13 protein-coding genes are annotated in these 13,521 nt (G+C 55.8%); 5 read left to right on the top strand and 8 right to left on the bottom strand.

Translation table 11 applies throughout. The features are described 5' to 3' along the window. Positions 1-70: 70 nt before the first annotated feature. From ACK5LI_RS13010 to ACK5LI_RS12975, 8 genes are all read right to left on the bottom strand, one after another. Positions 71-715, bottom strand: a complete 645-nt coding sequence (locus tag ACK5LI_RS13010) for an HAD family hydrolase (RefSeq protein WP_416950025.1) — start codon at positions 713-715, stop codon at positions 71-73. 12 nt (positions 716-727) lie between these two features. Beyond that, entirely contained in the window at positions 728-1,645 is a 918-nt protein-coding gene (locus ACK5LI_RS13005; RefSeq protein WP_416950023.1) for a phosphoglycerate dehydrogenase, read from the bottom strand. Positions 1,646-1,653: 8 nt separating this feature from the next. Beyond that, on the bottom strand, positions 1,654-2,283 hold the full coding sequence (locus tag ACK5LI_RS13000) for an acyltransferase (protein ID WP_416950021.1): 630 nt from the start codon (positions 2,281-2,283) through the stop codon (positions 1,654-1,656). A gap of 4 nt (positions 2,284-2,287) precedes the next feature. Beyond that, positions 2,288-3,061 carry a 3-deoxy-manno-octulosonate cytidylyltransferase gene (kdsB, locus tag ACK5LI_RS12995; RefSeq protein WP_416950018.1) on the bottom strand — a complete coding sequence of 258 codons (774 nt, stop codon included), beginning with the start codon at positions 3,059-3,061 and terminating at the stop codon, positions 2,288-2,290. A gap of 50 nt (positions 3,062-3,111) precedes the next feature. Beyond that, positions 3,112-4,038, bottom strand: coding sequence for an NAD-dependent epimerase/dehydratase family protein (locus ACK5LI_RS12990; RefSeq protein ID WP_416950016.1), 927 nt, complete (start codon positions 4,036-4,038; stop codon positions 3,112-3,114). Positions 4,039-4,057: 19 nt separating this feature from the next. Beyond that, the gene (locus ACK5LI_RS12985; protein ID WP_416950014.1) at positions 4,058-4,819 is read right to left on the bottom strand and encodes an HpcH/HpaI aldolase family protein; all 762 of its coding nucleotides are present in this window, start codon (positions 4,817-4,819) and stop codon (positions 4,058-4,060) included. Between the two features lie 33 nt (positions 4,820-4,852). Beyond that, the gene (locus tag ACK5LI_RS12980) at positions 4,853-5,377 is read right to left on the bottom strand and encodes an ArsR family transcriptional regulator (RefSeq protein ID WP_416950206.1); all 525 of its coding nucleotides are present in this window, start codon (positions 5,375-5,377) and stop codon (positions 4,853-4,855) included. Between the two features lie 80 nt (positions 5,378-5,457). Continuing rightward, the gene (locus ACK5LI_RS12975; protein ID WP_416950012.1) at positions 5,458-7,269 is read right to left on the bottom strand and encodes an ABC transporter ATP-binding protein; all 1,812 of its coding nucleotides are present in this window, start codon (positions 7,267-7,269) and stop codon (positions 5,458-5,460) included. A gap of 304 nt (positions 7,270-7,573) precedes the next feature. Here ACK5LI_RS12975 and ACK5LI_RS12970 point away from each other — a divergent pair, with 304 nt between their 5' ends. Genes ACK5LI_RS12970 through asnB form a run of 5 tightly spaced genes read left to right on the top strand, consistent with a single transcriptional unit; the run spans position 7,574 to position 13,455 of the window. After that, positions 7,574-8,596: an N-acetylneuraminate synthase family protein gene (locus ACK5LI_RS12970; protein ID WP_416950010.1), complete on the top strand. Its 1,023-nt coding sequence runs from the start codon at positions 7,574-7,576 to the stop codon at positions 8,594-8,596. A 45-nt stretch (positions 8,597-8,641) separates the two neighbouring features. Next, a complete protein-coding gene (locus ACK5LI_RS12965) occupies positions 8,642-9,340 on the top strand; it encodes an acyltransferase (RefSeq protein WP_416950008.1) in 699 nt (232 codons plus the stop codon). After that, entirely contained in the window at positions 9,337-10,182 is an 846-nt protein-coding gene (locus ACK5LI_RS12960) for a cytidylyltransferase domain-containing protein (protein ID WP_416950006.1), read from the top strand. The genes ACK5LI_RS12965 and ACK5LI_RS12960 overlap by 4 nt, the downstream gene beginning before the upstream one ends. Continuing rightward, positions 10,175-11,560 carry a glycosyltransferase family 2 protein gene (locus ACK5LI_RS12955; protein WP_416950004.1) on the top strand — a complete coding sequence of 462 codons (1,386 nt, stop codon included), beginning with the start codon at positions 10,175-10,177 and terminating at the stop codon, positions 11,558-11,560. The genes ACK5LI_RS12960 and ACK5LI_RS12955 overlap by 8 nt, the downstream gene beginning before the upstream one ends. 2 nt (positions 11,561-11,562) lie before the next feature. Next, positions 11,563-13,455 (top strand): asparagine synthase (glutamine-hydrolyzing), encoded by a 1,893-nt coding sequence (gene asnB, locus ACK5LI_RS12950; RefSeq protein WP_416950002.1) that lies wholly within the window; start codon positions 11,563-11,565, stop codon positions 13,453-13,455. Positions 13,456-13,521: the final 66 nt, after the last annotated feature.

Below are 13,521 nucleotides of genomic sequence, written 5' to 3'. Positions count from 1 at the left end.
TTTGCCTGCACTGAAAACCGCGCCGCTTCCGCAATAACATCGTTCCGGTAACCTGCTGCTACGCAGGCGGCTACACCTCTGCCAGCAGGCGCAGCAGGTGTTCCTTCAGCGGGTGCAGATCTTCCGCCCACGGATGGCCGGACGTTGCAAAGCTGCTGCCGCGCCCGAAGTAGCGGGTGCCGCAGGCGGTTGCCGCTTCAAGGTCCGTGCTGCTGTCGCCTACCATGACGGTTTTTTGCGGGTCTGCCCCGGTATGACGCAGTATGTCTGCCAGCAGGGCTGTCTTGTGCGGCGGTGAGCCGAAAATTCCCTGAAAGTATCCGGTCAGCCCTTTTGCTTCCAGCACATACGTCAGCTCATCATGGGGCGCACCGGACGCAACGTACATGGGCACCTTGCCGTACAATGCCTGAATGGTCTCCAGCGCGCCGTCCACAGCGGGTGCAGCAACAACTTCTTCAAAGGCAAACTTGGTAAAGCGCTCTCCGAGGTCCTGCATTTCCTTGTCGGTAATGGTACGCCCCAGCACTTCTGCATAAAACCATTCAAACTTTTTATAGCGGCTTACACCACCGTGAGCCATGTGGTAGTCAAGCAACCGCTGCACGGCCTGAGGGCCGAATTCTTCAACAGTACGACCGAATGCGCGGGTTTTCACTTCTACGGTTTCCAGCAGCACGCCGTCGCAGTCAAAAACAACTAAGTCTAACGCCATAAAGGTATCCTGCTATCCCTTCTGCGCTGCACTTAAGGCATCGATAAGGTTGGCTATGGTGTCAGTTTCCATACGGATACGGGCTTCCATGGCATACGAGCCTATATGCGGCGTCAGGATAACGTTGTCCAGCGTGGCAAGGGGGCCGGTGTAAGGCTCTTTTTCAAATACATCGATGGCGGCGCCGGCAAGATGGCCGTCCGCCAGCACATTATAAAGCGCCTGTTCATCTATAATGCCGCCGCGGGCCACATTGAGAACCCAGCTGCCGCGCTTCATGGCACGCAGATGCTCTTCGGTATAATACGAACACTCGCCGCCGGCTCTGGAACAATGCAGGCTAAGAATATCCGCCCAGCCGAGCAGCTCTTCCACGGGCATGCAGCGGAAGTCAGTGCAGGTGGCTACGGGGTCGTTAAACGCCACTTCCACTCCCAGAGGGGCAAATGCATCCGCAACAGCACGGCCAATGCGGCCGAAGCCGATAATGCCCAGGCGCTTGCCGGTAAGCAGATTGCCCATACGTTTTCTCCACACACCGGAACGCAATTCTCTGTCCATGCGGGTAACCTGTCGCATCAGGTCCAGCGCAAGGCCAAGGGTCAGCTCCACCACGGCCTGCGTGGGGCCGTCCGGCGTATTGCGTACGGCTATGCCGCGCTCTTTCGCTGCGCTCATATCCACGTTGTCCATGCCGGTACCGCAACGGGAAATAATCTTAAGTTCCGGCAAGGCATCCATAACGCGCGCCGTCAGGGGCTCCGTTCCTGCAGCAACAGCCACACAGCCCTGCAGCAACTCAATGGTTTCATCTTCTGTCAGCTTGCGGCCATGAGGATTCAGCACGTATCCGATACCGGCCTTGCGCAGCAGGTCGAGCGGCTCTTCGCTGAACTTGGCAAACGATGATGTGGTAATGGCAATTTTCATATGGGTACCTACGAGGTCTGATCTGAAATGTTTTCGGGCTTACGGCTGCCGGTAACGCGGGCCGGAACGCCCGTTACGATGGCGTAAGGCGGCACATCGCGGGTAACAACGGCTCCTGCCCCTACCACGGCACCGGTACCGATGCGGACATCAGGCAGAATGGTGCAGTTCGCACCTATCCAGACGTCATCTTCGACGGTGATTGTTCCGGCTTTATGCCCCTGCATGCTGATGGGAACATCGGCATGTTCAAAGCGATGATTTGCCGCACGTAGCACAGTGCCCGGGCCGATGCCGCAGTCGCTGCCGATGCTGATGCGCCCGCCGTCTTCGGCATCAATAAATACGCCGCTGTTCAGCGCACTGCGCGTGCCTATCTGCAAAAGACCGTTACGGGCATACAGACTGCAACGCGGCATGATGCGTACATCAGGGCCGAAGTGCATGTTCGCACAGCCCCGCAGCAGGCAACCGATGCCCATACGCGGCGCACCGGAGGCAAATAGCAGGCGCAGTCCGGCCATACGCAACATCGTTCCCACAGCCGTAGGAACTATACCCAGCAGCCATACCCAGAGTTCCTCAAGGTTGGCCGCCAGCGCAGCGCGTAAAGAATGGTTGCCTTTGCGCGGAATCATACGCTTATTCTCCGGTGTACTGCAGACGCAGCGTATCTTCCTGCATCATGGCACGGGCGCGCTCAAGGTCCTGCGGCGTATCCACGCTGAGAGTACGCCCCGCGAATGGAACCATGCGTACTTTTTCGCCGTGTTCAAGAATACGCATCATATCTACGGATTCGATCCGTTCCAGCGGAGTTTCCGGCAGGCTGTTGAACCGCAGCAGGTAATCGCGGCGGAAAGGGATGACACACACCTGCTTGCGCATAGGTACCTGCGTTACGCCTTTTTTACGGGAAGGCACAGCCTCGCGCGAAAAATACAGTGCATCGTTGTTAAGATCCGTGACCACCTTGACTTCGTTGGAGTCTTCAAATTCTTCCGCGGTTTCCATGTCAGCCATCAGGTTGGTCACATTGACAGACGCATCAGCCAGCATAGGAGCAATGGCATCGTCAATCATGTCGGGAGTAACCATGGGTTCGTCTCCCTGCACCATGACCACAATGTCCACACGCTTTCCGGTAAGTTCTTCAATCTTCAGCATGGCTTCTGCCGTGCGGTCCGTACAGCGTTCGTGGGTATCTGCGGTCATAACGGCCTTGATGCCCGCCTTTTTCGCATATTCCATGATGACTTCGTCACATGTCGCAATCCATGTTTCTGTCACGGCAGGTGCCATTGCGGTGCGCAGCGCCACGTGTCCGACCATAGGCACACCGTGGATATCGGCCAGCGGCTTGCCGGGAAAGCGGCTTGAACCCATGCGGGCAGGAATGACGGCTATAATGTTCATTACGGTTTCCTTGCGGGTGCCGCGTGTTTGATCGCGGCGGAATTGTTTGTTTATTCTTTTGCGGCGTCCGGACTATCCACCAGTACGCCTTGTATGATTTCCATTTCGGGATTCATTTCGCGGTGCAGCTCTTCAATAGCCCGAAGCACCCCCTGCCCCAAGTCGGTATGCAGAACAGGAGTCATTTTTTTACCCATACGGGGGCTGAAGTTGTACGGCGTAATTTCATAATGGCCGCTGTCGGGATTATCGTTGAAAGAAAACTCAACGGGTCTGCCCAGCATTTCAGCAATCATCTTCAGCAGATTGCCCACCTGCATAGGCTGGTGCCCCGTCAGCACGATATGCTGGTTGGCATATTCGGGCTTTAAAATTTCAACGCTGGAAAGGGCTGCGTCCTCTACGTGGATGTATTCGCGCAACGCCGTGGGACGGCCGTAGTATTTGATACGTCCTGTTTCCAGTGCCTCACGCACAAAGCGGTAGATGGCATTGCGGTGGTCGGCGCGGGGGCCGTACAGCGAGCCGTACCGCAGGATAGTGTATTCAACCCCGTGCACCTGCTGGTAGTTTTCGATGTACAGTTCGCTTGCCTGCTTACTGCAGCGATAAAAACTGCCGGACTGGCTGTAAACGTATACCGAACTGGCAAAAACAAAACGCTGCACTCCTGCAATCCGGCAGGCTTCCAGCACTACTGTATTTCCTAAGATATTATACCGTACGGTATCCACAGGCCGGTTGCCCGCCTCGCCTATATCGGCGATGCCTGCAAAGTTATATACGGCATGAGCGTCGTTGACAGCCTCCAGCACGGCGGCCTCGTCAAGAATATCGCCTATGACCATACTCTGGTCGTCGCGCAGCCACGGCGAGCGCACGATATCAAATATCGTCACCTCGTGACCGGCATCCGAAAGCTTGTCGCAGACGTGGGAGCCCAGAAATCCGGCTCCGCCGAAAACGGTTATCTTCATATAGTCTCCTGCGGCGCGCCTAACGGTTTTTTGCCAGCGGATTCTGCGCCGCGTGCCACAGGAACACGGCATCCAGCCCGTATGCGATAAACCGGTAACCCTGCCCGATACGCTGCGAAAGCTGCTGCGGGTCGGGCGATACAATGTGCAGCCCCATAGGCACGTTATGCCTTGTGGCGGCTTCTTCTATACGGGCAAGCGCTGCCGTAAACCGTGGATTATCAAATTCGCCCGTGCAGTCCATTGAGCCGGAAAGGTCATATGGCCCTACCATTATGGCATCGAGACGCGGATGGCTGAGAATTTCATCAATACTGTCCACCGCGCGGATATGTTCAATCTGGGCCACAAACAGGGTTTCTTCCGCTTGTTTCAGCCCGCCATCAAAATTTTTACCGTACAGGTTCCCTCTGCAAAAACCGACACCGCGTGTGCCGGAAGAAGGATAAAGCGCGTACCCGATGGCCGCATCCAGCTGGCTTCGCGATTCAATCATGGGAAAGATGAGTCCCCGTGAACCGGAATCGAGCGAGGCCTTGATGGCTGTCATGTCGCAATGCGCCACCCGTGCAAAAGGGGCCGCACCGCCAAGTGCAATAGCGCGGAACATATCCGGCAGATGCGAACGGCTGAAAGCTCCGTGCTCAAGGTCAACGGCAACCCAGTCATAGCCTGCCGCCCCCATGACTTCTGCCACATCGGCAGAAGGAAGCTGCAGCCATGTGCCGATGGTGGCACCACCTGTGCGCATTGTTTCGCGGATAGATTGAGCTGTGTTCATTGGTATGTCTCTGCAACCTGCCGAAAGCACGGGTTAGAAAATCTTCCAGTGAGGACGCTTCATAATGACATCGTGGCTGTCTTCAAACTGTGCTTCTGTCAGCATCAGCGTACGGACGCGGCGTTTTAAATGCTTTTCCGCGTTCATACACAGCGTGTGTACTTTCTCAGGGTCCACATCACCCACGATAAGCACATCAATCAGCCCGCTGTCTATGCCTTTGGCATAATCATCCAGAATGTACACTTCGAGCACCGTACCCAGATGATTGACGATGATCTCCATCAGGCCGTCTATGCCCATGTGCTTGCGCACAATGGAGCTTATTTCCGGAAAAAACGGGTGCTTACGGTTGGCATTATAAAAGATGTACCGCCCCTTCTTCTCCTTATTCAGGTATCCGGCTTGCGAAAGCCCGTCGAGCTCCTCCTTGAGAGCATTGGGAGACAGTTCAAACTCTGCTGCAAGCTCCCGCAGATAGGATGATACATCCGGATTCAGAAAGAGCTTGATAAGCAGTTTGACCCGTGTCTTCGACGTAAAAAGCGAACTGAGCATATTCATGGTGTACAACTTACCTGTACGTTGAACTTTAGGCCCTGTGGAATTCCACTGGACTCAAATATCTGTCCCGCACGTCAGGTGCGCGGAGCCTGTGCCCTTGTGGCAAGAAATTCTTCGTATTTCGGCAGCACTTCGTTTGTGGCGCCTTGCATGCGCACCGTTCCGCTGTCGAGCCAGACCAGGGAATCGCAGTCTTCTATGGTGGAAAGACGGTGTGCGATAACAATGATCGTGTAACTATGCGCAAGAGAGCGGATAGTCTGACGGATGAAGTCTTCGCTGCCTTTATCCAGTGCACTGGTGGCCTCGTCCAGCACCAGCACCTGAGGACGCGTATAGAGAGCCCGGGCCAGTGCCACACGTTGTGCCTGCCCGCCGGAAAGACGCGCGCCGCGCTCACCGATGGGGGTGTCTTCTCCTTGCGGAAGAGTGGCGATGAAATCCATACCTGCCATCCGGCAGCATTCCAGCACACGGGCACGGTCAAAGCTGCCACCCTGAGGTACAAATGCAATGTTTTCCGCAACGGTGCCGTCAATGATGTAAGGCTTCTGCCCCACATACCCTACCCGCTCACGCCATGCGCTCATGGTGTCCGGTGTCAGCTGCACCCCGTCCATGTCTATGGAGCCGTGCTGCACGGGTAAAAGCCCTGTCAACAGGTCTGCAATGGTGGTTTTGCCGGCGCCGGAAGCGCCTACGATCCCCGTCATGCTGCCTGCGGTAAAAACAAGCGAAACGCCGTCCAATGCAGGAGCAGAATCTGCATCGTATGAAAAGCGTACTTCATTAAAGGAAATGGCCTTCTGCAACGCGGGCAGCTGCCCTGTGCCTGTCTGGTCGGCTGCGTAGGGCGCATTAAGCATATCGATAATACGCAGGGTCTGCGGCAACGCCCGGCGGATATTCGCCAGACGGATGAGGATACGGTTCACCGCAGGCAAAGCGCGCCACGCGGCAACGCCCAGCAGGGCCAGCGTGCCCGTAACGGCAGCGGGAGAAGCGCCAGCGCCCAGAGTAAGGTACAGCGTGACGCCGCACAGAGCAAAAACGCCTGCAGACTCCATCAGCCACTGAGGCGAAGTGCCCAGTACACGGGTTACCGCATCGGCGTTCGCCGCAATGTGCACACGGCCTTTGAAGGCATCAAAAAACACATCGCCCCTGTTCGAGGCCTTTATGTCTTTAATACCGTGCAAAGCCGTGGTCGCGGCCTTGCTGGCTTCCATATCATAGCGCGACCATGTGGCAGCGTGCCTGTCTATGCCCGGCCGCACAACACGCAACACAAGAATGGCAGCAATCAGAAGCACCGCCATGATGATGGTGCTGGCCAGCGGAGCCCATGCAATCAGCATGGCTACCGAAACAACGGCGACAAGCAGTTCATTCAGCCCCTGCATGGCTTGAAACATCAAAGCACTGCCCACTTCGCGCCGCCACGCAAGCAGCGTTACAAGGTCAGCCGAATGCTGCGAAAGGTGCCATTGATACGGACGGCGCAGAAAACGGCGCAGGAGCATTTCGCCCACTTTGATATCAACCTTTGCACAAAACGTGCTGCTGCGCAGCGTGATAAGCCATGCGCCGGCATTTTTAAGCACAACCAGAAACAACATGGCACAACTAAGGTAAATCAGCAGCTGCCTTGCTGTTTCGGGGTAATAGCTGCCTGCCAGATTGCGCAGCCCCTCAAGGCGGGGAGAAGTAAGAACCGTCTCCGGCGCGGTGGCGGCAGAGGCAAAAAGAGCCACACAGGCAATGAAGGCCATTTCAACCAACGAAACAGCACACATTCCCGCACCGGTCAGCCAGAAGCGACGGCGCAGACTGGACGGCAGAAGATGCAGAATGCTGCGTATTACGGTAAGCGTGGAGTGAAGCATTGATTGTCAGTTATTTCTAAGCGCTAACTTTGAGCGCCGGTGTATTGTGCGCTGATTTTTTACAGACCTGTTGCCATGTCGATTCTTTTTGAGTACAGAAAAACTGTACAAACTAAGTATCCGCATGGCGTATTTATGTCAACGGGCATACGAAAAAACGGGACTACACAACAGATAAAATTACCGGACGCCCCCCGTAAGGACTGTTGTTTTTCAACAAAAACAAGCACTCTCCACGTGTTCCGGATGCATATTATTTTGTCTTTTTCGTACTTTCAAACAGTAATCAACAGGCAGCAACACAGTGACGCACTTTATATCTGACAAAAACCCGCTCTTCTTCATAGCCGAGATAGGCGGCAACCATGAAGGCGACTTTGACTATGCAAAGCATCTTGTTTCGCTGGCCATTGATTCCGGCGCAGATGCCGTAAAATTGCAGGTATATTCCGGCGACACGCTGGTCAGCCGGATTGAAAGCCCTGACCGTAACAAGCATTTTAAAAAATTTGAGCTTAGCCGCGGTCAGTACGAAGAATTGATAGGCATGTGCGCAGATGCCGGTGTGCAGTTTATGGCATCGGTGTGGGATACGCACAGACTCGGCTGGATTGAGCCGCATGTACGCATCCATAAAGCCGGTTCCGGCGACCTGACGGCCTACCCCATGCTGCGGGCGCTGGTAGCATCCGGCAAGCCGCTGATTCTTTCCACCGGCCTTTCAACCATGCCGGAAGTTGAAGCCGCAGTACGGTACATCGGGCAGCTTGACGCTTCGTACATTGCCGGAGGCAAACTGGCGCTCCTGCAGTGCTCCTCTGCCTACCCATGCCCCGACGCCGATGCCAACCTGCATGTCATGCAGTCTCTCCGGCAGGCATTCGGACTGCCTGTGGGATATTCCGACCACACTACGGACAACGAAGCAGCCTATGCAGCCGCAGTAATGGGTGCACAGATACTGGAGATGCACTTTACCGATACCCGCGAGGGCAAGGTCTTTCGCGATCATCTGGTTTCCATCACCCGGGACGAGCTGAAAGACCTGCTGGACCGTATCCGGCGTGTTCGAACTCTGCAGGGCAGCCATGTAAAGCAGCCCACCTCTACGGAGCTTGCACAGGGGCATGTCGCCTCCTTCCGCCGATCTGTCTATGCAGCGCGGCCCATCGCGGCGGGCGAATTCTTTACGAATGACAACCTTACTGTGCTGCGCCCCGCCCACGGCCTTTGCGCCAGCCGCTACGACGAATGCATCGGGCGCAGGGCGCTTCGCAACATCGGCGAGCATGAAGTGCTGACTGAAGCCGATCTTGAAGACCGTTAACCGTCCGCAAGAGGCGCCGCGAACCGGCTCGCCAAAGGATAGCAGATGACTTCTTTTAATGAGAACAACGCAGCGCATCCCCCTGTACAGGAAGGTACTCCTTCAGAGCAAAAGTCCGGCGGCGGCACCGGATGCCGTGAAGGAGTTATGCACGGGCTGGACGGCAGCAACCGCATCGCCGATGAGCCCATACGCTTTCAAAGCAGGGTCCGCTCTGCCCAGAGTGAAAACGTATGGCACAACATACGGCGCTGGTGGCTGCTGCGCGGAGTCGGCCATGCGGGGTCAGGCATTCACATGGACGCCGGAGTGCACCTGATGCGCTACAAGGCAAATATGACGTTCGGCGAACGGGTATTTTTTAAAGAAGGCGCCAGAGTATGCGCCGCGCAGCCCGATGCGGTTGTGCACATCGGCCGGAATACCACCATCGGCTACCACACATATATTTTTGCCAGTAGCGGCATAACAATAGGTAATGACTGTCTGATCGCTCCGTTTTGTTATCTTGTGGACGCGGATCATGGCATAGCAGCAGGAAAAAACATCAACACACAGGACATGTCGGCCCGCCCCATCGTCATTGGGGATGACGTATGGCTGGGAGCGCGGGTTACCGTGCTTTCAGGAGTGCATATAGGCAACGGTGCGGTTGCCGGTGCCGGCAGTGTGATTAATGCCGATGTTCCCGACAACGTCATTGTAGCGGGTTCTCCGGCGCGGATTGTAGGATACAGGAAATGAGCACACTTACACAGCACATGAGAAGGGTGGGCATAATTCTGCTGGCACGGCTGGATTCGTCGCGCCTGCCCAGAAAAGCACTTCGCATGGCTCAAGGCAAAGAGATGCTTGGCTATGTGGTGGAGCGTGCCCGCTTGGTTGAAGGGATTTCAGAAATTGTTCTGGCTACCACGGACAGAGAAGTGGACGATGAACTGGAAGAGTTTGCAGCAAAATATGACCTGAGCCTTTTCCGGGGTTCGGCAGAAGACGTTGCAGGGCGCGTGGCGGCCTGTGCCCGCTGGCGCGGCTGGGATGCCTTTGTCCGTATCAACGGCGACAGTCCGTTTATTGATCCGCATACTATTTCGTGCGCAGTAAATCTGCTGTACGGGCTGGACGGCATCGGCTGCAGAGTCGGCGACAACACGGCACAAAGAGGCAATGTACATGCCGCCTGTGCCGATGTGCCGCTTATGGTTAACGGCACGGTGACTCTGGCTGGGTATTCGGGGCACGATGCAACGGAGCTGCCAGACCTTGTAACCAACGTTCTACGCCGCACCTTTCCCAAAGGGCAAAGCGTGGAAGCATGCCGTACTTCTGTGTTTCTGGAAGGATACTCGCGTATGACCCTGCCGGAGCACTTCGAGCATGTGACCAAATATTTTTATGATACCCGCAGCGTACGCATTATGAATATGGAGTCCGGAAACCCCTCGCTGGGAGAAGTTCAGCTTTCGGTGGACAGCCCCGAAGACTTTGCCATGTTCGAATGTATTCTGCGCCAGATGAACAAGCCGCATACAGAGTATGAGGCACATGAGATACTTGAATTATACAGGAACTGCCTGAATGGCTAGCCAACCTCTGGTTACCGTCTATATAACCAACTACAATTACGGCGCGTACCTGCGTCAGGCTGTGGACAGCGTATTTACGCAGACGTTCACAGACTATGAGCTCATCATCATCGATGACGGTTCGACAGATGGCTCCCGCGAGATTGTTCTGGAGTACGAAGGACGCGAAGGCGTTACTGTTCTGCTGCAGCAGAATTCGGGCCTTAACCGCACCAGCAATACCGCGCTCAGCATGGCACGGGGCCGGTATATCATGCGCCTTGATGCCGACGACTACCTTGCCCCGCAGGCGCTTGCCGTCATGGTGGAAGTGCTTGAGCGCAACCCCTCCGTTGGGCTGGTGTTTCCCGATTACTATTACGTTAACGAAAGCGGCGCGATACTGGGCCGTGAAATACGCAACGACTTCAATGGCGGCGTATCCCTACCGGACATGCCGGCTCACGGCGCATGCACGCTGATCCGGCGCTCACATCTGCTGAGTGTCGGCGGCTACAGTGAAGAGTTCCGTTGTCAGGATGGGTATGACCTGTGGTTGCGGTTTATTGAAAAGCACGAAGTGCGCAATGTGAATGAGCCGCTTTTTTATTATCGCCAGCACGGCGGCAGCCTTTCCGGCAATCGCAAGATGATTGTGGAAACCCGCGCACGCATCAAAGCGGCCCATGCACAGCGCAGCAACCGACCGGAATGCCCCACGCTGGCATTCATTCCCGTGCGTGGCAAATCTGTTGATTCCGGCTGCCTGGCGCTTGAATCGTTGGATGGCAAAACACTGCTGGACTGGACAATCGACGCGGCACTTGAAGCACAGCAGCTTTGCGGCGTGGCTGTAACCACGCCCGATGCAGATGTCATCGCGCATGTCCGCAGCCGGTACGGCGATGCCGTACATGTGCTGGAACGCCCGAAGCAGATGGCCCGCAGCAACACGACACTGCATGATACCATGATGCATGTGCTGCAGAACATGCCGGAGCATGCAAAAACAGCATGCGCGTGCATGATGCTGTCGGTGGAAACGCCGTTCAGAAGCAGTCTGTATATTGATAAAGCCATCAACACTGCCCGTATCTTCGACGTGGATACCGTCATTGCCGTGTCTCCGGAAAACGATCTGTTCTTCCGGCATGACGGAACCGGCCTGCATCTGGTAGGCAACGACATGAAGTACGGCGGTAAGCGCTTTGAGCGTGAATATCTTTTTCGGGCGGTACCGGGGCTGCACCTTCTGACCCGCAGCTGGTATGAATCCAACCCCAACTGGTTGGGAGATCGCGTAGGACACATTGTACTGGCAGAAGACGCCCTGCACCTTGTGCGTACTATGCGTGACCTTGCCGTTGCCCAAACCCTGCTTTCGTGGGAGCGTAACTGAAAATGTGCGGCATTGCCGGATATATCGGCCCTCGTCTGATCGAAGAAGGCGCGGTCACCCGTTGCCATGAGGCCATGCGCCATCGCGGGCCCGACGGACGGGGCACCTTTCGTGACAACACACCCGACGGACGGCACGTTGTGCTGCTGCACGCGCGGCTTTCCATTGTAGACCTTGACCCTCGTGCGGGACAGCCCATGAGCCGTGGCGGCTATACCATGGTCTTCAACGGCGAACTGTACAACTATCTTGAACTGGGCGCACGGTTACGCGATGCGGGGTTGGAGTTTACGACCAAAGGCGATACGGAAGTTCTGCTGACAGTGCTGTCTCCAAAAGGACGGGAAGCCCTCGGACACGGCAATTTGCCGGAACAACAAGGTATGGCAGCCGTTCTTGACCGTTGCGAAGGCATGTGGGCGTATGCACTGTACAATGCCTCAACCGGCGATCTGATGCTGTGCCGTGACCGCTTCGGCGAAAAGCCGCTCTACGTAATGCGTGATGCTGACGGAGGCGTTTACTTCGGCTCCGAACCGAAGCTGCTGGCAGCCCTTTCCGGTCGGCGTCTTCCGGTAAACAGGCAGCACATGGCCCGCTATCTGGTTAACGGCTACAAGGCACTCTATAAAACTCCGCAAACATTTTTTGAAGGAGTGCACGAGGTGCACTCCGGCACCATGCTGACCATCCGGCAGAATGACTGCCAAAAGCATACCTACTGGGCCCGTCCTGTGTCGGATTATGACCCTGTACAGCACGACATGACCTTTGGCGAAGCAGTGCAGGGCGTACGGGACAGGCTTATCCGTTCCGTTGAGCTGAGGTTGCGCTCGGACGTACCGCTGGCATTCTGCATGAGCGGCGGCATTGATTCCAATTCTCTTATCTGCATTGCCCGCAAGGTGTTCGACTACAACGTGCACGGCTTTACCGTCATGAATACGGATACCCGCTATGAAGAGCGTGCATACGTAGAGCATGTGGTACGGGAACTGGGTCTACGTCACACTGCCGTTGCGCCCTCCTGCCACGGCTTTCTGGAAGGATTGCGTACGCTGGTACAGGCGCATGACGCACCGGTATTCACCATCTCATACTACGTTCACTGGCTGCTTATGCAGCAGATTCGTGAGCACGGATATGCAATTTCCATCAGCGGCACGGCAGCGGACGAACTTTTTTCCGGTTATTACGACCACCACAACCTGTACCTTGCCGCTTTACACGGCCGAGGTGCTGTATACGACGAAGCGCTAACCAACTGGCGGCAGGACGTTGCCACCATCGTCCGCAACCCGTACCTGCAGGACCCTGATGTCTTTGTAAAAACACCTGATGAACGCGGGCACATCTTCCTGCATAACGACCGGTTCGCTTCGTACCTCAGCATGCCCTTTACCGAACCGTTTGCAGAAGAGGCATACCACGCAGTGCCCTTGCGCAACCGCATGCTGAATGAACTGTTCCACGAGGCTGTTCCCGTTATTCTGCATGAAGACGACCTGAACGCCATGTATCATTCCGTGGAAAACCGGTCGCCTTTTCTGGACAGGGCCCTGTTTGACTTTACCCAGCGCATTCCCACACGGCATCTGGTGAAAGACGGCATGGCAAAAGCGGTTCTGCGTGAAGCCATGCGCGGTATTGTGCCGGATATGGTTCTGGATAACCGCCGCAAGGTGGGCTTTAACGCCCCTGTGCTCGATTTTCTTGACGTGCACGATAAAACCGTCCGCTCGCAAGTGCTGGCGGACAGCCCCATATGGGATGTCGTGCGACGTGATGCCGTGGAAGCCATGCTGGACGGCAGAACACTGGGTAACAGCGAAAGCAAATTTGTTTTCAACGTGCTGTGCTGCAAAATGTTTCTGGAAGATGCGGGCACGGTGTAGCGACCTTGTAAACGGCTGCAGGCCGCGCCGCTTGTTTTTTGTCCTCCCATGCCGGTGCAGGCAGGC

The sequence above is a fragment of the Oleidesulfovibrio sp. genome (genome assembly GCF_047973035.1).
Lineage (GTDB): Bacteria > Desulfobacterota > Desulfovibrionia > Desulfovibrionales > Desulfovibrionaceae > Oleidesulfovibrio.
The sequence above is the reverse complement of the archived record's forward strand: the minus strand, read 5'-3'. Positions and strand labels throughout refer to the sequence as shown.